Origin of the sequence: Posidoniimonas corsicana (assembly GCF_007859765.1) — a bacterium.
Taxonomy (GTDB): domain Bacteria; phylum Planctomycetota; class Planctomycetia; order Pirellulales; family Lacipirellulaceae; genus Posidoniimonas; species Posidoniimonas corsicana.
Genome location: NZ_SIHJ01000001.1, coordinates 1,113,827 through 1,135,292 on the forward strand (window position 1 = coordinate 1,113,827; position 21,466 = coordinate 1,135,292).

Annotated in this window: 15 protein-coding genes; 8 read left to right on the plus strand and 7 right to left on the minus strand. The window is 63.8% G+C overall.

The annotated features are described in order from the left end of the window. The first annotated feature begins 64 nt into the window (after positions 1-64). Both KOR34_RS04170 and KOR34_RS04175 read left to right on the plus strand, forming a co-directional pair. Positions 65-1,354 (plus strand): MFS transporter, encoded by a 1,290-nt coding sequence (locus KOR34_RS04170; RefSeq protein ID WP_146562485.1) that lies wholly within the window; start codon positions 65-67, stop codon positions 1,352-1,354. A gap of 250 nt (positions 1,355-1,604) precedes the next feature. Beyond that, on the plus strand, positions 1,605-2,324 hold the full coding sequence (locus tag KOR34_RS04175) for a leucine-rich repeat domain-containing protein (protein WP_146562486.1): 720 nt from the start codon (positions 1,605-1,607) through the stop codon (positions 2,322-2,324). Between the two features lie 144 nt (positions 2,325-2,468). Here the strand turns inward: KOR34_RS04175 and KOR34_RS04180 are convergent, their stop codons facing one another. The 5 genes from KOR34_RS04180 to KOR34_RS04200 all read right to left on the minus strand — a co-directional run bounded on the left by KOR34_RS04180 (position 2,469) and on the right by KOR34_RS04200 (position 8,313). Then, positions 2,469-3,470, minus strand: a complete 1,002-nt coding sequence (locus tag KOR34_RS04180; protein ID WP_146562488.1) for a DUF1559 family PulG-like putative transporter — start codon at positions 3,468-3,470, stop codon at positions 2,469-2,471. Positions 3,471-3,498: 28 nt separating this feature from the next. Then, positions 3,499-4,017: a hypothetical protein gene (locus KOR34_RS04185; protein ID WP_197531128.1), complete on the minus strand. Its 519-nt coding sequence runs from the start codon at positions 4,015-4,017 to the stop codon at positions 3,499-3,501. Positions 4,018-4,209: 192 nt separating this feature from the next. Continuing rightward, entirely contained in the window at positions 4,210-5,958 is a 1,749-nt protein-coding gene (locus tag KOR34_RS04190; protein ID WP_146562494.1) for a hypothetical protein, read from the minus strand. 66 nt (positions 5,959-6,024) lie between these two features. Continuing rightward, a complete protein-coding gene (locus tag KOR34_RS04195; RefSeq protein ID WP_146562496.1) occupies positions 6,025-7,119 on the minus strand; it encodes a LamG domain-containing protein in 1,095 nt (364 codons plus the stop codon). Positions 7,120-7,209: 90 nt separating this feature from the next. Next, positions 7,210-8,313: a LamG domain-containing protein gene (locus tag KOR34_RS04200; RefSeq protein WP_146562497.1), complete on the minus strand. Its 1,104-nt coding sequence runs from the start codon at positions 8,311-8,313 to the stop codon at positions 7,210-7,212. Between the two features lie 129 nt (positions 8,314-8,442). On the opposite strand from KOR34_RS04200, the gene KOR34_RS27045 reads away from it, so the two are divergent. From KOR34_RS27045 to KOR34_RS04230, 6 genes are all read left to right on the plus strand, one after another. Further along, positions 8,443-8,625 (plus strand): hypothetical protein, encoded by a 183-nt coding sequence (locus KOR34_RS27045; RefSeq protein WP_146562498.1) that lies wholly within the window; start codon positions 8,443-8,445, stop codon positions 8,623-8,625. A 48-nt stretch (positions 8,626-8,673) separates the two neighbouring features. Continuing rightward, positions 8,674-10,074 carry an AraC family transcriptional regulator gene (locus KOR34_RS04210; RefSeq protein WP_146562500.1) on the plus strand — a complete coding sequence of 467 codons (1,401 nt, stop codon included), beginning with the start codon at positions 8,674-8,676 and terminating at the stop codon, positions 10,072-10,074. 469 nt (positions 10,075-10,543) lie between these two features. Beyond that, on the plus strand, positions 10,544-13,561 hold the full coding sequence (locus KOR34_RS04215; RefSeq protein WP_146562501.1) for a pectinesterase family protein: 3,018 nt from the start codon (positions 10,544-10,546) through the stop codon (positions 13,559-13,561). Next, entirely contained in the window at positions 13,561-14,934 is a 1,374-nt protein-coding gene (locus KOR34_RS04220) for an MFS transporter (protein WP_146562503.1), read from the plus strand. The genes KOR34_RS04215 and KOR34_RS04220 overlap by 1 nt, the downstream gene beginning before the upstream one ends. Further along, positions 14,931-16,559 (plus strand): glycoside hydrolase family 43 protein, encoded by a 1,629-nt coding sequence (locus KOR34_RS04225; protein WP_146562504.1) that lies wholly within the window; start codon positions 14,931-14,933, stop codon positions 16,557-16,559. The genes KOR34_RS04220 and KOR34_RS04225 overlap by 4 nt, the downstream gene beginning before the upstream one ends. Positions 16,560-16,608: 49 nt before the next feature. Then, positions 16,609-18,348, plus strand: coding sequence for a pectinesterase family protein (locus KOR34_RS04230; RefSeq protein ID WP_197531129.1), 1,740 nt, complete (start codon positions 16,609-16,611; stop codon positions 18,346-18,348). Between the two features lie 233 nt (positions 18,349-18,581). Here KOR34_RS04230 and KOR34_RS04235 read toward each other — a convergent pair whose 3' ends face one another. Both KOR34_RS04235 and KOR34_RS04240 read right to left on the minus strand, forming a co-directional pair. Further along, positions 18,582-19,562, minus strand: a complete 981-nt coding sequence (locus tag KOR34_RS04235; protein ID WP_146562507.1) for a glycosyltransferase family 4 protein — start codon at positions 19,560-19,562, stop codon at positions 18,582-18,584. Positions 19,563-19,839: 277 nt separating this feature from the next. Then, positions 19,840-21,351 (minus strand): MraY family glycosyltransferase, encoded by a 1,512-nt coding sequence (locus tag KOR34_RS04240; RefSeq protein ID WP_146562509.1) that lies wholly within the window; start codon positions 21,349-21,351, stop codon positions 19,840-19,842. Positions 21,352-21,466 lie beyond the last annotated feature (115 nt).

A 21,466-nucleotide genomic window follows, 5' to 3' on the forward strand; every position in this document is an offset into this window, starting at 1 on the left:
TCACGGTGACTTAATTCGACGCCGCCGCGTCGCTATCCCTGCGGCGCCGCCCTGCGACCCGTCCATGGCCGAGCCCACGACCGAAGGCCCGCACAACCCGCCCTCCCGGTTGTTCCCGCGGGTGGCGGCGATGATGTTCCTGCAATACTGGCCGCTCGGTGTGTGGGCGGTCACGGTTGGCACCTACATCGCGGCGAACACGGGGGAACAAGGTGAGGCGATCTTCTCGGCAGGCTTCGCCGGCTACAGCACGATCACAGGGGCGGTTGGGAGCCTCGTTGCGCCAATGGTGTTCGGCTTCCTGAGCGACCGCCTGCTGCCGGCGGAGCGACTGGTTGCGCTGCTGCACTTGGGCTGCGCCGCGGCGGCGTGGTGGATGTCCTCGTGCCGCGACGAGCTGAACTTCTTTATTGCTCTGCTCGTGTACTGGAATTGCTTCAACCCGGCCTGCGCGCTCACGAACAAGATTGCGTTGCAGCACCTCCCCAAACCAGACCGGCAGTACCCACACGCACGGCTGTTCGCAACCGGCGGGTGGATCTCGGCGGGGCTGTTTATCGGACTCGTGTGGCCTAGCCTATCGGGCCACTCCATCGAGGATACCGCGACGCCAATTCTGGTGGGCGCGGCGTCCAATCTGGTCATGGCCTGCTACGCGCTCACGCTGCCGTATACTCGGCCCAACCCATTAGTTGGCCGCGGACGCCCGTCGCTGTGGCGGGACGCGCTGCGACTGCTAGCCAACCGCCCTCTTGTGCTGTTTCTGTGCGCGTCGGCTGCCGCATGCCTATCCAGCATGGCCTACAACGCCTACGCGAACCTGTTCCTCAACTGGGCGGGGTACTCTAACCCAGCTGCACTGATGACGCTGGGCCAGGTGTCCGATGTGCTCTGCCTCTTCGCACTCCCTAGGCTTATCGCCCGATTCGGATTGCGTCGGCTATTCCTGGCAGGCGTTGCCGCCTGGTCGGTTCGGTACGGACTGCTGACGTTTGCATCCGCGACAAACTCGCACGCGGCGGTCTACGCGGCGATCCTAGTCCATGGCCCTTGCTACGTTTTTGTGTACGTTGCCGGCTTGATGCTCGTCGACCGACTCGTCGACCCCGGCCACCGCGGGGCCGCGCAGGGCCTGAACGCCGCTGCGACAACCGGGCTCGGGCACCTAGGCGGCGCGTTGATGGCAGGCTCCGCACAGGAGACATTCCTTACGCCTGACGGCGTCTCTCCTCCGCCCTACCACTGGGCAGAGTTCTGGGGCATCCCCGCCTTGGCCGCCACCGCGGCCACCACGTTGTTTGTGGCCATCCTCCCGAAGTTGGTGTCGACCAACCCACCGCAACACTCCGATTGACGTATGCGGGATCAATCTGCTTCGTCGGACAGCGTGCTTGGCGGCGCCAGCGCAGCGCGGGATCTCTAGACGAGGTGCTTTGTAGTGCCGTCATCAAGCAACTAACGCGTCTCCATATTGCAACCTGAGGGGCGCATACACGTTTCATCTCGGCGGCTAGAATGACCGTCACTCTTGCTGCACTGCTCGTCCGCTTAGACGCAGCCACCCTCTCCGTTCTCCCGAACGCCTCTATCCAGGGTTCCAACGCATGCCGAATGACAGCGTTTCGTCTTCCAAGGGGAAGCTTGGCCTAGTACTGATACTGGTTGCGGCACTGGCGGCCATTGCTATCGGCATCGTAGAGTTCACTCCCATGGCGGGAGCGGACGAAACAGGTACTCGTGCCGAGCTATCCAAGTATGGCGTTCTCGCCACGCTCGATGGCTCGGGTAGCAGGGTCGCGTCGGTAAACTTCTCAACCATCAAGGATGAGGTCAACTTTGAGCAGGCGTTTGAGATCGTCCGCGGGTTGCGGGCGGTTTCCTCGCTTAACCTTGACGGGATGCCGATTGACGACTCGCACCTTGCAGAGATCGGAAAGATGACGTCGCTGGCGTCGCTCTCGCTTGGCGGCTGCGGGGTAGGCGCCGAGGGGCTTGGGGACCTTAGGCGACTGCGAGACCTAGCGGTCCTCAATCTGAGCGGCGCCCAATTGAGCGACGACACCCTCGTGGAAATTGGCCAGCTGAGCAAGCTGACCGCAATTGACCTGTCTGAATGCGGCCCACTGACCGACCTGAGTCCCCTCGCCGGCCTCCCGAAACTTAATCTGCTGGTGCTAGCCCGGGCGAAACTCGGAGATGACGCCCTGGCTGGGCTGCAGGCAGCCCCCGCGATGACGCGGCTGTCACTGGGCGGCGCCGAGTACTCGGCCGACGACCTGAAAGCCCTGCGTGACTCCAAGCCCGAGTTGGTTGTCGATGAGTAGGCCGCCGACACCCGCACGGCTTCTGTTCCGTGAATAGCCGAGAGGCCGACAGTTCTAGCCACAACCGTCTGCGGCTTGTAGCGGGAACTGCCGACCTCTAAGAGCAAACAGGCGGCGGGACGGGCGACGGCTTGCGCGGCGCCGCTAGCGGCTGTTGGGGCGTTTGTCGAGCGACTCGTCGCGGCTCCCCATCGCCTTCCAAACGGTTTCATCGATGTCGTACGGAATCGACTGCACCGATGCGTCGCAGTGGGCGATGTAAAACACGCCGGGGTGTGTGCTCCCGAAGTAGTACCACAGATTGACGCCGGGCGTGTCCTGGGTCGGCTGGTAGACCTCGAATGTGTCGCCGGTGTAGGCGATGGTGTCGAAGTCGTAGCCGATGTACATGCCCTGATCGTCGTTCGACGCCAACCCGTCCACGTAGCGGTCAGAATTGATGTACCGCTCGCCGAACAGGATCGTCTTGGTGGTCCCGTCGATGATCTGGCGGAGCTTCACCTCGCTGCCCTGGTAGACCACGCCGCTCTGGAACCCATTGGACTTGTCTTTGCTGTGAGGCCAGTCGAACGACTTCCAACTTGTCAGCGAGCTCGGGCCGTTGGGGTCGATCGCGTTAATGTTCCCTGAGCATGCCGCGTAGTCAGAGCGTGCGATCTGGCAGTTGCCCGGACGACAGTTGGGCATATTCCCCGCCAGCGAGCCGAGGTCGGTCCTCGCGTAGGGGTAGGGGACCGGCGGACGGCGGCTGGGGCAGTTGAATGACGGGATGGGGGTCGCGGCGGCGGTCTTCATCATAGTCTCTAGCCGCGCCGGGTTGGTCTCGCCCGCGCCAAGGTCACGCACCGCCTGCTCTTCAATAAACGGCAGGATGCTATACGCCCAACCGCCCGGTTGCGACCGTCCGTAGCCCTGGTTGGGGTCGGCGTACCAACGCCAGCTCCAGCCCCCGGAGGGGAAGAATCCGTGGATGTCCACGTGGTTGTAGGCGCCCAAGGCGACCTGTCTCAGGCTGTTCTGACACTGGGTCCTACGAGCCGCCTCGCGGGCGGACTGCACGGCGGGCAGGAGCAACGCGATGAGCACCCCAATAATGGCGATGACCACCAGAAGCTCGACGAGTGTGAATCCCTTGTGATGACGCATGGGTTGAGCCTAATGTGTGGGGGGAGTGCTAGCGGAGGCTCTGTGGCCTCTTGCCTTCGTAGTTGAGAACAATGAGGAGGTTCCGGTCACGCCTCGACTGGGGCGACGACTCAAGCCCAAGCGGCGTCTTAACCTCGATCGGCTTAGAGGCTGCCTCGTCCTCGTACAGTTCCACGCGGTAGAAGCCGGGCTGCATAGCCGGGAACGACTTCCCCTCGGTCCGCGGTGAGACCTGACCTACCTGGTTGGTGGTTCCTACCGCGGGCGACAACGCGTCGCCCTGAAAATCTTCCGGGATGAGCTTCACCAGGACGCCGTTCAGGGGCCTGCCGTTGAGCTTCACCTGTATCGTCGTCTTGACGAAGGCGGTCTTGAGTTTGTCGTAGAGCTTGAAACGCTCTTCGATCTCCGCCGCGGAGAGGCTGTCGCTGCCGTCAGCGTCCAGCGTCTCAAACGCATCCAGGAGTCCGGGCGACGCCGCGACCTCCTTGCGATCGATCACCGAATCGCCCGAAGCATCCAGTTGGGTAATGGCCGCTTGGGCCATGTCGCTGGGCGACCAATCGGGCGCGGCGGCCCGGGGAGGGCGGCTCCCGCACCCGGTTATGCCGGCAAGGGTAAACGCCGAAACGAAGCAAAGTATCGCGAGCCTCAAGCCGGGTCTCCTTCCAGGTAAGCACGCCAGAAGCGTTCTAATTCCCACCAACAAACAAGACGCAGACGGATAGCAGCGTTCTAGTCAGGTCATCAGCCCATTAACCCGCCGGCAGCAGACGCCGGCCAGCAGCACAGCCAGCGCGGCCATCGACGCCGGCTCGGGCGCTTGCGCGGTGGACGCAGCCAGCGAGTAGGACACCCCATAGTTGTCACGCCACACGAGGTAGTCGGACTGGGTGACGCCTCCGCCGTCTCCGGCGCTGTTGATGTTGGACTCGTCCGGGTCGCCGAGGTTATCTCGCCAAAGCGTGTAGTCGGCGGCATTGACGATGCCATCGCCATTGAAGTCGCCCAGATTCGCCGGGTCCGCGTCAGGAAGCTCGCTCACAAACACCACCTCGCCTAGCGTAAACGTAGAGTCACCGTCCAGCAGGAACTCGAAGGTGAGACCCGACTCGGAGAATCCAGAGTCAAGGATCTGCCCAATGTCGTAGCGGGTGAAGCGGTCGAACACGCTAGAGCCCTCCTCGGTCACCTCCAGCAGGGCGGTCGAGTCGGACTGGGCGCTTACCTGCCAGGTGTCGTTGTCCAGTCCTGACTGCCCCTCAAGCGGGATCCAGCTGTCGGTCTGCAGGGGGCTGCCGGAGGAACTGACACGGTAGACTTCGACGCCCTGGGCGAAACCGGTCGAATTAAGCATGGCTGCCTGGCCGGCGTCCGCGCCATCGTTGTCGATGTAGAGAACGATGTTGTTATTCACAACCTTGGTCCCGGTGTACTCAACGATGCCGCGAACGGGCGTGGGGCCGAGCGTGGGATCGGTGACCTCAAAGATCAACTCTTCTGTGGCCTGCAGAAAAGCCGGAGCCGCTGGAAGCGTCCAGAACCCGGTGCCCGCTACGGCGAGCGGGGTTGAAGAGGGGAGCGCGTCGCTCGGGCTCCCAGCGCTGGGGCCCTCGTACGTGTCCGCCACGATGTTCGCCGAATTCCCGCCCGCATTCTCCCAGCCACTGCGCGGAAGACCGGAAAAAGCTGATGCGTCAAGCGCGCCTAGTGCGGATCGAATCGAGAACCCGTCGAGCGAGTAGGGAGAACCGTGGGGGTTCTCGATCGTCGCGGCGCCGGTATCGCGATCGATCGTAAGAACCGGAACATTGTTGAGGCTTGCCGCGTAGACCCCGCCAGCAGACGAGAGAGACAATGTCTGGGCGGCGCCGATTCCGGTCGCGGAAACGTGGGTGAAATCGCCGGAAATGCTTCCTGCAGAGATCAAGGGGTAGCTGCCCGCAGCGGTAACGCCGCTAAAGTCAAGTTCTAGGCTTCCACCCAGGTTCGCGGCGCCGTTCACCTCGATGGGCGATGTCGTCGCTGGCGTCAGGTCCAGTTTGTAGGTGGCGCCGGAGCCGAATGTCAGTGTTTGGGCGTTGAGCAGTTGCCCTCCTCCCTGGATATGGAGTCTGTCATTAATCACGGCTGCACGATCGACGACATCCAGCGAACCTGGGTCCGAAAGCCCCAGCAAACCACCGTTCTGGATTTGGACCGTTCCGTTCTGCACTTCCAATCGGCCTGGTCCGTTGGGTCCGGTGTCCGTGCCGACCGGGAATGCTGTGGTCACCTGGGCGGTGCCGCCCAGGCCAATGACCGCAACCTCTTCAAACTGGCCTTCAGGCGGGTTGTTGCCAAACCCGTAGTCACTCCAGTTGGCGCCGACACCCCAATCCGCGGCGCCTGTGGGCAAGAAGTTGACTACGTTCTGCGCGCTGGCTGACGCCGCAGCGAGAGACCCGGCCGCGATGATCGCAACCCTGTAGACAGTAAGCCTGAACATCGTTGGACTACCTCAGTTGAGTATTTCGGCTGTGTTATTGCGATGACGGTGTTGTGAACGAAGCACTTAGGCGCCGGTGCAACAGGAAACTCGGGGACGGCTCCCGCTCAGCACCGCGATGACCATCGCGATAGCCAGCGCCGTAGGCTCCGGCGCCGCATCCCCCGCAGAGTTCAGACCGGCGCCAACGACGCGATTGGCGTCGTCTTTCATCAGCCGCCAGTCGACCCAATCGATGTAGCCGTTGCGGTCGATGTCTCCCATGGAAGAGTCGCCCGCAGTGAAGAGGTTGCTCCGCAAGATTCCCAGGTCGACTGAGTTGCAAGCGCCGTCACCGTCAAGGTCGCAGACCGGTCCGCTCAGCTGCGTGATCCCTTCATTGAAGTTGTTCACGATGTCGGAGTCGGAGAGCAGTCCGGTATGGACACGGACGTCAGAGAGATAGCCGGAGAACGGGTTGGCGCCGCCGCCGCGCCCAGCGCCGACGCTGATCGGCCCGTCTGTTGTGTCGAGGTTCTGCCCGCTCGAGTTCGAATCGACCGTGTTGTAAACGCCCGTGAGGACGCCGTTGCGGTAGCCACGCACCGCGGCGCCGTCGTAGGTCCACGCCACGTGGACCCATTCGTTTGTGATGATGGGAACGATGGGGTCTTCAGGGTTGAGACGCCACGCCCCGTCGTTGAACCATCCGTTGAAGAGGCCTTGCCCCGCATCGCTGTACTGGAAGCTGCTGTCCTGGTCATTCCCGGACCCGCCCCAGCCAACGGGCGTCTGCTGGCCCGAGCCGTCCCGAGCAAACACCCATGCTTCTGCGGAACGCGCCTCGTTGCCAATGATCGACGCGGGCGACATATTCGCCGCGACGACCGCGTTTCCGGATGATCGGGCCACGTCAAGCGCGAATGGGGCCGTGGTGCTGCCGTCGGAAACGGCGGCGGCCACGTTGAGGCCACCGCCGCCAACAGTCGAAAAATCCCCGGCGGTGTCGCCCGTTGTGTCGCCGTTCACCCAGGTGCTGCTGACCCCTTCCAGGCTGACGCCCTGCAGATCGACAACCAGTTCACCCGCTACGGCCACCACCGCGTCGGCCTGGAGGGGCGTCAGTGCGATTGCCCCCACCGCGATGTATGCAACTATCTGAACGCGTCGACCTGTGGTCATGCTATTCACTCCCAGTAGATATCTATGTTGTGTCTATTCGGGACTTGCCAATCGGCGGCATTCGCCACGGCAGCGAGAGTCGAACTACGCTCAAAACTTTCGCCGGCTGCAGACTCCTGTTCCATTGAGAAACACGAGGACGGCCGCCAGGCTTACTACCGCGGACGGCTCTGGCGCCGCACTGTTAGTGGGGGACGCCGGACCAACAACCCCAATGACAGTATTTGGGTCGTCCTTGAAGGCCCGGTAGTCGGCAAGATCGATGAAGCCGCTGCGGTCGTAGTCCCCCTGCTCAACTCCGCCCGGAGTGAAGAGGTTGTCGCTGAGGGAGGTAAAGTCAATGGAGTCGCAGTCGCCGTCGCCGTCGAAGTCACACCCTAGGCCGTCGGCTTCGCCGATCCCTTCCTGGAAGTTAGTAAGGATCTGAGCGTCGTTCAGCACGCCGCTGTGCACTCGGACATCGGCGATGTAGCCCTTGAAGGGGTCGTTGCCGGCGCCCGGTCGAGCACCGATATTGACGACGGACTCGGGCGTGGTGAGCGGGGCCGGTTGAGCCACTTCCGCGATCTTCTCGCCATTGATATACCCACGCGTCATGAAGCCATCGTACGTCACTGCGTAGTGAACCCATTCGTCGGCTAACAGGGCTTCGTTGTTGCCCCATCCGGTGTCGTTGAACCATGCCGACAGCAAACCGTTGCCGCCGGTGTTGTAGGAGAACCGGCTCATCGAGTTATTCGAGGTCGCGCCCCAGGCGACTACCGATTGCGAGCCGCTCGTGTCGGTAGAGTAGATCCAAGCCTCTACGGTGCGGGTCTGATTGCCTTGTACTGATGACGGCGTGTTCCCGGCGGACACGATCGAGTTGGAGACCATCGGCTCGAGCCCCCCTTCGCCTTCGGACAAGAGGCTGAGTGAGATCGGTACGCCACCGATGTCGGCTCCGAGGTTGAGCGGCGAAGCGTCGACATCGGCGAAGTCGCCGACGGCGGCAGAGCCGCTGGCCCGATTGGTCCAGGCCGTCGCATCGCTCACCAGGTCGTTAACCTTCAAATCGACCAGCAGTTCGCCGGCGGTAAAGATCACCGCTTGGGCGGGCGTGGCGACCATCGCCGCCACAGCCACGACGGCAAGAACCCTGCAGAAACTCACCGAAAGCCGCTGCCGGGCGATCCGCGTGTTGAAGCATCTCATCAGTTGCTCCTCTGGATGAACTGGGAAGACCGTGGCGTGCCTGTCAGGCGGCCCAGGTCGTCGTGGGTGCGTGGAGGGTGGCGCCTCCGCTGCGGACACTCGGCCCACAAAAGCGGCCCTCCCTGAGCGGTGGCGCCGGCGCCAAACCACATGGCGCCGCCGCCGCTGCCCCGTCCGCCCAAGGAGTGGATGGCCGTGCGCGTCATCGATCAGTGGGACTGGCCCGCTGCGCGGCCCAGCGCGGGCGGCGCTGCCAGCGCCATCCGCCCGGCCAACCACTGCGTCGCCATGACGCGGCTGGGCCGGTTCTAGTCAGCTAAAAAGGCTTTCTGAAAAGTTGGTCGTTCCGAATCGACGCAGATGAACCTGCGATGCTTGAAACTGAAATGCATCGAGCAAAGACGAGCAGCGCTCGAACACGGGATCATGATCATGGTGCGAGGGGTTTCGCTCAAGCGCAGGATTTGCAAAAAAACACTCCAGGTACGCAACGCAGTCGCGAACCGCTATGCTTGCGATTGGACCGGCCCGCCAGCCATAGCGAACGGGCTTTCCCCAACTGCCGAGACCGCCAAAGTGAAGCCTTTTCAAGAGATTGCATTCGCCTTCCCCCGCGGCTCCCACCAGGAGGTTTTCATTGAGGGGATCCTTGAATATGCCCGCGATCACCACCGTAAGTGGTCCTATATGATCGCGCCGGAGTCCAATTCGGTCTCAATCACGCAACTCGTTGGGTGGCCCGGCGACGGGGTCATCGCGGCTTTGAACACTCCCGCCGAGGCCAAGTGCGCGGAGGGGTTTCATCTGCCGGTTGTCAACATTTCCAGCGCCCTCAGGCGTTCTCCCATCCCTCGGACGATGGTCGACAACCGCCAGATCGGCATCGCAGCTGCTGAGCACTTCCTCGAGCGGGGCTACGAAAACTACGCCTTCTACGGCATGAAGGGCATCGAGTACTCGGCTCAGCGCCTCGAGGGTCTGGCGGAGACCGTCGCCAAGAATGGCCTGCAGGTCCGCACACACTTGGCCTCGCCCACATTCCGGGTGCGGGGGAGCCACTGGCTTGGCCAGCAGAAAGAGCTGACCAAGTGGGTAGCTAAGCTGCCGGCGCCCTGCGCCGTGCTAGCTGCGTCCGATGCGCGTGCCCGCCAAGTAATGAATTCGTGCCGTGAACTCAGACTGCACGTCCCCGACCAGATTGCGGTGCTCGGGGTCGACGATCAACAGATCATCTGCGAGCACACGCACCCCACAATCAGCAGCATCGCCCGGAACAACATCGCGGAGGGCTATGCGGCAGCACGGATCCTCGATCAGCTCATCGAGGGGGTGTACGACGAGAACCAGGACCATGAAGAGTTGGTGCCGCCGCACGGGGTGGCGATGCGGGAGTCGACCGATATTGTTGCGATCAGCGACGACCGGCTGCGGAGCGCCCTGGTCTACTTCCAACAAAACATTGAGGAGCCGGTCACCGTATCGGAGTTGTGCGCGCACAGCGGCGTGTCGCGGCGGTGGTTGGAGTACGCGTTCCGCGATCTGCTGGGCGAGAGCCCGTTCCACTACATCCGCCGGCAAAGGCTAAAGCACGCCAAGCGGCTGCTGCGCGAGGAGCGGAGCGCGGCGATCAATGTTGTGGCGCGACGCACCGGCTACAGCTCCTCAAATCAGCTTGCGAAGGCGTTCCGTGCCGAGTTTGGCATGTCGCCGCGAGAGTACCGGCGCACCATCGACCGCAGCCCCGAGCACCGCGACGCCTGAATGGCCATCGCTGGGCGTTGCGTGTTTGCGCTCACCGCGCCGTGACGGGATGCGTGCCTGGAGTATTTTTTTGCGTCAAAGTCAGGTGGTTTGTCGGGCCCGCCTGGCTACCCTTGGAGTGTCGACAGGTCGCTCGCTGCCCTCTCCCTTGCGAGCATCGCGACCGCCGATCGCAGTCGACAGCGTTAGGGGCCCCGTGAATCGGCGGTTTTCGCGCCGTCGGCGGCCGCGCCGCATCGCCTCTTTTCTCTTCGTCTCTCGGGAGTCTGACTCTATTGACGCGTTACTCGATGAGCCATCACGGGGTAAACGCCTGGGTCGCATGCGGAGTGTTCCTGGCTCTCGCGCCCCAGTCGCCAGCCACGGAACAAGGCGTCTCGCCTGAAAATGGCCAGCGTGGTTCAGAGGAACCAATGCTCCGTAGACGCTACGCCAGTTACGTCCAGGTGACTACGTGAGAAGGCGATTGATGCAGGCCAATAACGAAAGCGAAACACAGTCCACAATCGCCGGCCCGCGGCGGGCGATGCACCGTCCATGGCTGCTGACGCTGCTGTTGCTTCACACCTGCCGTCCCACCGATGCGGTCGACCTGTACGTCCACCCCACCGGCGCCAATGGGGCGTACACCTCGGTCCAGGCAGCGGTCAACGCGGCGCCTCCTGGCAGCGAGAGCAATCGCACGAACATCTATATCGCGCCAGGCGTCTACAACGAGACCTCTAGCTCCAGCGGCAATCTCATCATTAACAAGCCCTTCCTGTCGTTTATTGGACAGGGCGCAGCGCCCAGCGATGTGGTCATCCAAAACGACGTTGCGGGGCTGACCGGGGCGACCAGGCTGGAGAGCTCGGCCAACGACTTCCTGGCGACCAAGATTACGTTCCGCAGCACCCGCCCCGATGGCGGCGGCGTGGGCCTCGCTGTGCGCAACAGCGCGGACCGGTCGGCATTCTCCAGCGTGCGTTTCGAGGGGTACCAAGACACGCTGCTCGCAGAGAACCGGGCACGCCAGTATTACCGTGACTGCTACATCACCGGCGACACCGACTTCATTTTCGGCAGCGCGACGGCGGTGTTTGAGAACTCGGTAGTTAACAGCACCGCGGGCGGCTGGGTAACCGCCGCCGAGACCCCTGCCAATCAGGCGATCGGGTTTGTGTTCCTCAACTCCAGGCTCACTGCTGAGGGACCGCCCGGCGCAGGTGACCAGTCGACCTACCTGGGACGGCCGTGGCACTGGCCCGCCAGCGAAGGTGGCAGCCGCGCCAGCGTGACGTTCATCAGCACCCGGATGGACAGCCACATCCGCTCGGCGGGCTGGGACCCCTGGGACGGCGCGGGCGGCAACCCAGTAAATCCCGATCCCGATGGAACAACCCGCTACGCAGAGTTCAACACCATGGACGCCGCGGGGACGCCGGTCGGTGTTGGTCGTGGTGGCGTGCCGCTAGGACGTGTCGGTTGGGCCGACGCGATGACTGAACAGCAGGCCGCCGCGTATACGCTGGAGAACATCTTCAACGGCCCTGAATTCTGGAACGCCAACCCGGCGCTGCAGCCGCAGTTTATCGGGCCCTACACCGGCCAGGCGAACTTCCGGGCATGGGACCCGCTGGCTTCTTTGGCCGCGTTGCCGTTCAACCTCGCGGGCGACTTCAACGACGATGGGGTGGTCGAAGCCTCCGACTACACGGTCTGGCGTGATAACCTGGGGGAGGATGTCACCCTGCCGAATGAAACCGCCAGTCCGGGCGTAGTCGACCAGGCCGACTACGACGCCTGGCGTGCGAACTTCGGCCAAAGCCAATCGGAGTCCAGCGTGTCCCACGCCCCCGAGCCGACCGCGGCGGTTACCGCGTCACTCTTCCTGGCAGCCGGGGCCCAGCGGCGCCGCCGATGCGCGACGGCGCCGCGGCCCCGCTCCGGCCTTGTCGCCTGCGTCGGCCTGCTGGTGGTAGGAGCCCTCTCACCAGCCGCCCGCGCCGATGCCGACGACCCTTGGCGCCAGGCGGAGGAGATTGTCGCCCGCATCAAGCCGCCATCGTTCCCCAACCGTGTCTTCCCCGTGACCGATTTCGGCGCCAGGTCTGGCGGGACGGAAGACTGCACAGCGGCGTTCGCCCGCGCCATCGCGGCTTGCTCTGAAATGGGCGGCGGGCGGGTGGTCGTGCCGGCGGGCGAGTTCCTGACAGGCCCGATCCACCTGCAGAGCAACGTCGATTTCCACGTGTCGGACGGCGCCGAGATCCGGTTCAGCGACCGAATCGAAGACTACCTCCCGCCGGTGCTTGTGAGGGTAGGCGGGATCGAGATCTACAACTACTCGCCGCTGATCTACGCCCGCGGTTGCAAGAACGTAGCGATCACGGGCAAGGGTAAGCTGAACGGCAATGGCCGCGCCTGGTGGGAATGGGCCTTCCAGGAAACGCGTGAACATTTCGAAATGGGCGAGCGGGGCGTGCCCGTTGACAAGCGTGTTTTCGCCACTCGCGAGCACAAGATCCGCCCCAGCTTTGTCTGCCTCTTCGATTGCCGCAACGTGCTGCTGGAAGACTTCACTATCAGCAGCGGCCCAAACTGGACCATCCACCCGGTGTACTGCCGCAACACCACGATCCGGCGGGTGCGGGTGCTCACCGAGGGGCCAAACAACGACGGCATCGACCCTGATTCGTGCGTCGACGTGCTCATCGAGGACTGCATGTTCGACACCGGCGACGACTGTGTGGTGCTCAAGTCGGGCTACAACCAGGATGGCTGGCGAGTTGGCAGGCCGACCGAAAACGTGGTTATGCGTGGCTGCACCAGCAAACGCGGCCACGGTGGGCTAGTGATCGGCAGCGAGATGTCGGGCGGCGTCCGAAACGTTTTCATGGAGGACTGCCAACTGGATGGCACCGACCACGCCGTCCGCATCAAGTCCCGCGCCGACCGTGGCGGCGTGATCGAGCACGTGTACGTCCGCAACCTGAAAGTCCGTGACATGCAGCGGGACGTAATCATTATTAATACGGCATACGCAGCGGATACGAGTCAGCTAGCCGCCGACGCGGCGCCGATGCTGCGCAACATGCGGTTCGACAACATCCACGCCGACGGCGCCCCGGTTGGCGTAGTGCTGTATGGGATGGCCAAAGCGCCGCTACGCAACCTTCACTTCAGCAACAGCAGCTTTGCGTGCCAGCGTGGCGTCGTCGCCAAGCACATTGAGTCGGTGAACTTCTACCGGGTGAAAGTAGCAGCGGAGCAGCAGCCCGCCTACGAGTTGCAGAATGCCCGCGACGTCGCGATCACAGGTGTAGAATTGGCCAATCTTAGTCAGGTCTATCTGCGCGTAACGGGCTCACGATCAGGCGGTGTAGCAATCGAGGCGCCATCGGCGGACGACGCATCGGCGATCGTTGAAACAACCGGTGACGCTCCCGCCGACGCGGTAGCAATTCTGCCGTTCCCATCCCCCGGCGCATCGGGAGGGCAGCCGTGATGGACCCGAACGCGTCCCCTCCACCCAAGGCTGGCAGCTACCGCTGGGTCGTCTGCACGCTGTTGTTTTTCTCCGTGGCGGTCAACTACATCGACCGGCTGGTGATCGGGATCCTGAAGAAGCCGCTCAGCGATGAGCTCGGCTGGACCGACACGCACTACGGGTACATCGCGGCCGGATTCTCGTTCGCCTACGCCTTCGGCTACCTGTTCGGCGGGCGGCTGATGGACCGGATGGGCGTGAAGGTCGGTCTGCCGATCTTCGTTTTCTGCTGGAGCCTGGCAGCTACCGCGCACGGCCTGGTGGGGTTGATTGGCCTCAATGAGGTGTTCAGCGTCCGCTACCCGTGGTTTTCCTGGGCCGAAGGCGGGCTGGCGATGACGACCCTCACTATGCCGATGACCGCCGCCGGATTTATGTTTGCGAGGATCGGTCTGGGCCTGACCGAGGGAGGCAATTTCCCGGGCGCGATCAAGGCGGTCGCCGAGTGGTTCCCTGTGCAGGAACGGGCGCTCGCCACGGGCCTATTCAACGCGGGCACCAACGTCGGCGCCATCCTCTGCCCGATCGCCGTGCCTTGGTTGTACGAACGGATCGGGTGGCAATCCACGTTCTACCTAACCGGCGGTCTTGGATTCTTCTGGGTGGCCGCGTGGTGGTTGATCTACGACGCACCGTCCAGGCACAAACGCGTCACGGCGGAGGAACTCGCCTACATCAATAGCGGCAAGCCGGACGTGGAAGAAGCGCCGACCAGCGCCCCGTGGCTCTCTCTGCTTGGCTACCGGGCTGTGTGGGCTTACATCCTGGCCAGCATGCTAGCCGGGCCAGCTTGGGGGTTCTACCAGTTCTTTATACCAGACTTCCTGGAACGGCGGTTCGGCCTCAGCCTGCAGGCCACCGGCTGGTGGACCGGGGCGTTTTTCGCCATCGCAGCGATCGGCGGGGTGGCCGGCGGTTGGCTGGCCGGCGCGTTGATGAACTGCGGCTGGTCGCTCAACGCGGCCCGCAAGGTGTCCCTTCTAGTCTGTGCGTTGTGCGTGGTTCCGGTGTTCGCGGCGCCGGCGGCCGGCAACGTGCTGGTGGCCGTGCTCATCGCCGGCCTGGCCGGGTCCGCCCATCAGGGCTGGTCGGCAAACCTCTACAGCGTTGTCTCGGACACGATGCCCCGCGAGACCATCAGCTCCGTGGTTGGCCTGGGCGGGTTCCTTTGCTTCTTCACCGGCGGGTTTGTGAACGGGATCACCGGCATGATTCTTGAGCGGACCGGCACCTACGCCGGGGTGTTTGGCTACTTCTCCGGCATGTACCTTCTGTCGCTACTCGCTATCCAGCTGCTTGTTCCGGTCATCGGGAGACCACAAGAGTCATGACCCCCAATCAGCCCCACATCCCCCTGACGAATGGCGCCGGCGTGCAGCGAACGGACGCCGCCTGGACGCCCGACCAGGGCGATGGGAGCTACCGCAACCCAGTCATCTGGGCGGACTACTCCGACCCGGACGTGATCCGCCACGGCGACGACTTCTACCTGATTGCCTCTAGCTTCCAGTGCACGCCGGGGCTTCCAATCCTGCACTCCCGCGACCTGGTAAACTGGAGGATCATCAACCACGCGGTCAAGAACCTGCCGCACCCGCGTTACGGGTGCGCCCAGCTCGGCTGCGGCGTGTGGGCGCCGTCGATCCGCTTCCACGAGGGCCGGTTCTGGATCGTGTTCGCCATGCCAGACGAGGGCGTCTACGTCACCACGGCGCGCGACCCGGCCGGCGCCTGGAGCGAACCTCGGCTGATGCACGCCGCAATCGGCGTGATCGATCCCTGCCCATTCTGGGACGACGACGGCTCCGCCTACCTCGCCCATGCTTATGCGCACTCGCGGTGCGGCATCAAGCACTGTCTGCGGATCCGTCCGATGGCGCCCGACGCCAGCCGACTGACGGGTGAGGGACAGGTCGTTTACCAGAACGAGCAGCGCAACCCGACCATCGAAGGACCCAAACTCTACAAACGCAACGGCTGGTACTACATCTCAGCCCCCGCAGGCGGGGTCGAATCCGGCTGGCAGACGGTCCTCCGGTCGCGCGACCTCTTTGGTCCCTACGAGGAACGCGTCGTGCTGGAGCAGGGGGGCACTGCAATCAACGGGCCCCATCAGGGCGGCCTGGTCGACGACCGTGACGGCAATTCCTGGTTCATCCATTTTCAGGACGCCGGCGCCTACGGACGCATCACCCACCTGGAGCCTGTGAACTGGCAGGACGACTGGCCGCAGATTGGCAAGCCGTCGGCCGACGGAGGGCGATGGGAACCGGTGGAATCGCACCGCAAGCCAGCATCGGCGGGCGGCTTCAGCCCCCAAACGCCGCAGTCGTCCGATGAGTTCGACTCCGATCAGCTAGGACTGCAGTGGCAGTGGAACGCCAACCACCGCCCGGACTGGCTCTCACTGACCGAACGACCGGGCTGGGCACGTCTGTTCTGCCGGCCCCACAACCCTGCCGAGCTTGCATCCGCTCCCAACCTGCTGCTGCAGAAGTTTCCGGCGCCCGAATTCGCCGTCGAGACCGAGGTCGAGCTGGGTCCTGGAATCGAGTCCGGCGTGGCGGGGTTGGCGGTGGTGGGACGCGAACACGCCGCTGTGTACACGCGTCGCGAGCAGTCGCAGCAGCGGGTGTGCGTCCGGACCGGCGGCGCGGCGTCACTGATCAGCGTAGGACCCGCTTCGCCTGTGCGATTCCGGCTAACGGTCACCAAGGATTCGCTATGCCAGTTCGAATTCTCGTTCGGAGAGCGTCCCTTCCAACTGGCCGGCGATCCGTTTCCGGCAACCCCGGGCGTGTGGATTGGGGCCCGAATGGGATTGTACGCCTGCGGGCCCAACCCGGACGGCGCCAGCTATGCAGACTTCGCTTTCTTCCGAGTGGCGGCGCTCCGCGCCGCAACGCCTGCCTCATCGCATTCGCCGCAGCCCGGTAGAGTGCAGGTGGGGGGCTGAACCACGGGCACGCCTGTATAACCGGCGCTCACACAGCAGACGAATTCGTATGGCACTTCACCGTCTTTCCATTATCGCTCTGTTTCTGCTTTCACCCGCAGCCCGCCCGTCTGGGGCTGCCGACACCGCGAATCCACCCGATGGTTGGCAGGACGCCCGGTCCCGGATTGTCCTTGTCGGGGACTCAACCGTCACGGACGCCGCGGGCTGGGGTGCCTCGTTTGCCGCGTGCCTACGCGACGACGTGCTCTGCGTCAACATGGCTCAAGGCGGACGTAGTTCCTCAAGCTTTCGAGACGAAGGGCACTGGGACGACGCGCTCGCTTTGCAGCCGGACTGGGTGCTGATCCAGTTCGGCCACAACGACGAGCCGGGACACCCGGGTCGTGAGAACTCTCCAGGCGAGGGCTACCGCGACAACCTGATCGAGTGCATCGACGAAGCTCGGGAGGCCGGCGTGCGGCCCGTGCTGGTCACCCCGCTTTGCCGCCGGCAATGGAGTCGCGATCCACAGAGGTTGGGCAGAATCGATTCCTCGCTGGCGGCCTACACGAGGGCAGTCCACGCAGTTGCAGCGGAAACCTCCACACCAGTGGTCGATCTGCACATGCGGTCGCTTGAGGCTTACGAGTCGCTCACGCCCACCGGCTGTCGGGCCATTTCGCCCACCAAGGAGAACGGTCAACTGGACGGTACACACCTCAACCCGGCTGGTTCCGCCCTATTCGGCGCCGTGGTCGCGATGGACTGCCGCTCGTATGTTACCGGGCTCGCGGACTTCTTCCCCACGAGCAAACTGGCCGAACTTCAGAACGCCCACCGCCCACCGCCCCAGGTGGCGCCACTTCCGGTCGCCGCGCGCGAGGCGCCAAACGCGACCACGCCGCATGGCGCCCGCAGCTTCACCGTGGCGGCCGACGGAACAGGCGACTTCAACCGGATCCAGGAGGCCATCGGAGCGGCCCCGACTAACAACAGCGACCGCACCACGATCCGTATCCGACCCGGCGTGTATGTTGGTCAAATGCTGATCCCCGCAAACAAGCCAAACATTACCCTCGAGGGCGCCGGCGCCGCCAAGTCGGTTATCACTTACGCTCTCACGGTGCACGACCCGCATCCCCCCAGCGTCCCGACGAAGTTCAAGGGCCATGGCGTGGTGGTGCTGGCCGATGGCTTTGAGGCCCGCGGGCTTACGTTCCGTCAGATGGCCGGCGACCACGGGCAAGCGATAGCGTTGCGGATCGACGGCGACCACGCCCGGGTAGAAGACTGCCATTTGCTAGGGTGGCAGGACACCTTGCGTCTCGAGGGCGATGGGCACCGTTTCGCTCGCTGCGAAATTGAGGGCCGCGTCGACTACATCTATGGCGGCGCTTCGGCCGTCTTCGACGACTGCGTGCTGCGAACCAAGAATAGCGGCTACGTGACTGCAGCAAGCACGCCACGACACAAGCCGTATGGCTTCGTGTTCTGCAACTGCCAGCTAACAGGCACGGGGCGGGCAACCACGTACCTGGGACGCCCCTGGCGCCCGCACTCGAGCGTGGCATTCATCGATTGCGAGATGGACGAGTCGATCAAGCCCGAGGGATGGCACAACTGGCGTAACCTCAGCAACGAACAGACCGCCCGCTACGCCGAGTTCAACTCGACCGGCCCCGGAGCCGCGCCCCACCAGCGAGTCGGCTGGTCCCGCCAGCTCAGCGTGGCCGACGCAAATGCATTGCGGGACAAGATTGCCCCTCAACGCACCACCGCTGCGTCGCTACCGGACCAAGCGCCGTGACAAAATGGCGGGGCTTCCAGAAGGCATCTGTCCGCCACAGGGAGGTATCTATGGATCTTTCTTGAGCGACATACATCTCCTGCGGGCCCTAGTCTACAACTGCGTGCATCCGGCGCTACCCACGCAGCCCCCAACAACGGCAAGCCCTCGAATACAAAATCGTCTCCTATCGAAAGCACAGGTAGCGACAAACGCCCTAGCCACACCTCGCAGCCCGAGACTTTCGGACCTTACTACCGCCGCGTCAGGATTTGAGTTAGCTCATGGTCCCACTTGTCGATCATCCGACCGCGGCTGAATTGCTTGTGGTAGACAGCGTGGCAATGCCTGCGCAACTCGAACAAACGGTCTGGCGCCGCAGTTAGTTGCCGCAACTCATCTGCCACCTGCGGTGCGTTTTCGGAAGTGACAACCCAACCAACTCTATGCTCGCGGATCCACTGCGCAATCGCTGAATCCTCGGCGCCCGCAAAGAGAACTCCCCGCCCGGCAGCGAGAGCCCCAAAGAATTTTGATGGCACGACTGTACCAGTCCACTCTGGGGTTAGGCTCACTAGGTGCAAATCACAAGAAGTGAGCCTCTTCTCGAGTTCTGCCTCCGGAGCGAACCCCGCAAAGGTGACATTCGTGTCATCGGACTCAACCGCGGACTTCAGCTCGTCGGTTCGGTGTCCGCGGCCAGCAAAGCAGAACCCCACGCCTTCACCGCGGAGCTCGCGCGCAAGACTCAGGAACTCACGGTAGCTGTGGGCCCGACCGAAACTGCCTGAGTAGAGTAGGGCGAGCCGAGCGTCGCCGAATAGGTTTTCGCGAACCTCCTCGTCGGGTTCAGGCGGGGCCTCGGGCTCAACAAGCGCCCAGGGAGTAATCGTTCCCGACCGTGCGGCGCCAATGCTTGGCTCGAGCCTACGCCGCATGCAGGCCCCCAGGTCTGCTACGTAGTCGCAGCGGCGGTAGCCGAGGCGTGAGATCCAAGAGAACAACCGCTCGGCGGGTCCGCCGGCCGACAGCTTCTCGTCGGCGACCGCCGCCTCGGGGTAAAGGTCGAAGCACCAATGCGCGACCTTGGAACCATGTCTAAACAGCTTCCACGGAACTGCGGTGAAGACCCCCATCACCGGATCCGTGCCGACGACCACCACCTCGTTGGGGTGGCGTTTGGCGGTCGCAGCACGTAGCCCCCAGCGTCCGACCATCCACATTGCGTTTAGCATCCGCCCTATCCCTGACGACTGCCGCCACGCGGGTCGCCAGATGCGGCGGACCTTGACGCCGTTGACCTCTTCGGTCAGCGGGAGGGATCGCCGCCCACCGGAGTGCACGCGGTTGCAGGGCCAAGCCTCGACCTCCCAGCCTCGCTGCTGCAGGGCTTCGCCCAGCTCGGAGAATTGAACCGAGCTGACGACGTCGTCCGGCGCGAAGAAGTGGTAGAGCAGAACCAGTCGCTTCGCTGCCAACTTGATGACGCCTGCTGCTCTACGGGGCCCGCAACTAGGAAACCGCGATCGCCTTACGATCGACCGCGGCGGGCGCCGGAGAACTAGCCTCGGGCGCAGCTTCGATCAAGCTGGCGAGCTGCTGCTCGATCGGCTCGAGGAAGTCGATTACATCCCGCATCGACTCCAAACCGGCGGTCGACGGGCGCCCCTTGAGGCTCACCTTGCCGACCATGACGCCCTGGTAGTTCAGAGGGACCACGATCGACCACTCGTTAGGGCCGGCCTTAGCGCTGCTGTCCTCCCACGAGGCGTAGAAGTGCTCGTGCAGGCGGGGGATGTTGATAGTCATCCGCATGCCGCGGACGTCGTAGCTCGGGGCCCGTTCGCACATCGCCTGCCACAGGTCACGCCAGGCCCGCTGGCCCTGCAGCTGAATCGAATGGTGCGTCTGGTCCGTCTGGTCAGCGGCGCTGGACCGCTTCCGCAGGGAGCGGAAGCGTTTCGCGACCTGGTGCAATAGCAGGCTCAGTTCGGTGTGCCCGAACACCCGCAACGAAGCCAGCGCTCCGAAGACCGCAAAGACGCTGAGGATGGCGTAGGCCTCGTTGTTGGTCGCGTAGCTGGCAAGGGCGCCGGCGCAGGTAACCGACGTCAGCAATGCCGCGACCGCGGCCGCCTGGCTGACCGACAGGCCCCTGAGGATCAATGAATGGTGGAAGTGCCCCCGGTCGGCGGCGAACACGCTCTGGCCGGTGAGCACCCGGCGAAGCAGCGCGGCCGCGGCGTCGAAGATGGGGATCGCACACAGCGCCACCGGCACGGCGATCGCCACCACGGCCTGCTCCTTGATCGAGCAGCTGATCGAAACGTACGAGACCACCAGGCCGATAAGCATGCTGCCGGTGTCACCCAGGTAGATCTTGGCCGGCGGCCAGTTGTAGCGGAGGAAGCCGATCAGGGCGCCCGCCACGGCAAAGCTCAACGCGGCGCCCGCAACGTGACCCCGCCCCAACGAGATCAACCCCATCGTAAGGCAGACTACCGCGCCGACGCTCGACGCGAAGGCGTCAGACCCGTCGATCAGGTTGAACGCGTTGATCGCCCCGAGGCAGAAGAAAATCGCGAACGGGATAGCCATGTCGCCCAGCTCGACGCCGACGCCGGCCAGGCTGATGTACTCAAAGTGCGCGCCGCCTACCGCCAGCAGCGTTGCGGCCAGGAACTGGCCCAGCAGTTTGTAAATGCCGGTCATGCCGACAAAGTCGTCGATCACCCCGACCAGCAGCAGCACCGCCGCGGCCGGCAGCAAGCCGACGTAAAATCCATTCCATGACGGATCGCCCGCTAGGCCTCCCCAAATTGACGCCAGGGAAAGGGTGATCGCAACCGCACACGCGACCGCAATGCCGCCGCCCAGCGGCACCGATTCGGTCTGCAGCTTGCGATCGCCGTCGGGCCGGTCGATCAGCGACAGCCGCCGGAACGTGGTGGCGATGAAGCGGGTCAACGCCATCGCCGCCAGGGCCGAGGCGCTGAATAGCAATATCGTGGTGAGCGTAGTCAAGGGCAGGCTCTGGGCGCCGGAAGGCTGGCACCCGAGGGGCCGGTCCGCAGCGGGGGGCGCTGGACCGACGCAGGGGGAGGGGGTGTAAGTCAAAGGTGCTGTGCTCTATTGGCGG

Coding starts and splice junctions, on each gene's coding strand:
- KOR34_RS04170 (WP_146562485.1), top strand. CDS start 65: ATGGCCGAGCCCACGACCGAAGGCCCGCACAACCCGCCCTCCCGGTTG.
- KOR34_RS04175 (WP_146562486.1), top strand. CDS start 1,605: ATGCCGAATGACAGCGTTTCGTCTTCCAAGGGGAAGCTTGGCCTAGTA.
- KOR34_RS04180 (WP_146562488.1), bottom strand. CDS start 3,470: ATGCGTCATCACAAGGGATTCACACTCGTCGAGCTTCTGGTGGTCATC.
- KOR34_RS04185 (WP_197531128.1), bottom strand. CDS start 4,017: ATGGCCCAAGCGGCCATTACCCAACTGGATGCTTCGGGCGATTCGGTG.
- KOR34_RS04190 (WP_146562494.1), bottom strand. CDS start 5,958: ATGTTCAGGCTTACTGTCTACAGGGTTGCGATCATCGCGGCCGGGTCT.
- KOR34_RS04195 (WP_146562496.1), bottom strand. CDS start 7,119: ATGACCACAGGTCGACGCGTTCAGATAGTTGCATACATCGCGGTGGGG.
- KOR34_RS04200 (WP_146562497.1), bottom strand. CDS start 8,313: ATGAGATGCTTCAACACGCGGATCGCCCGGCAGCGGCTTTCGGTGAGT.
- KOR34_RS04210 (WP_146562500.1), top strand. CDS start 8,674: ATGAACCTGCGATGCTTGAAACTGAAATGCATCGAGCAAAGACGAGCA.
- KOR34_RS04215 (WP_146562501.1), top strand. CDS start 10,544: ATGCAGGCCAATAACGAAAGCGAAACACAGTCCACAATCGCCGGCCCG.
- KOR34_RS04220 (WP_146562503.1), top strand. CDS start 13,561: ATGGACCCGAACGCGTCCCCTCCACCCAAGGCTGGCAGCTACCGCTGG.
- KOR34_RS04225 (WP_146562504.1), top strand. CDS start 14,931: ATGACCCCCAATCAGCCCCACATCCCCCTGACGAATGGCGCCGGCGTG.
- KOR34_RS04230 (WP_197531129.1), top strand. CDS start 16,609: ATGGCACTTCACCGTCTTTCCATTATCGCTCTGTTTCTGCTTTCACCC.
- KOR34_RS04235 (WP_146562507.1), bottom strand. CDS start 19,562: ATGCTAAACGCAATGTGGATGGTCGGACGCTGGGGGCTACGTGCTGCG.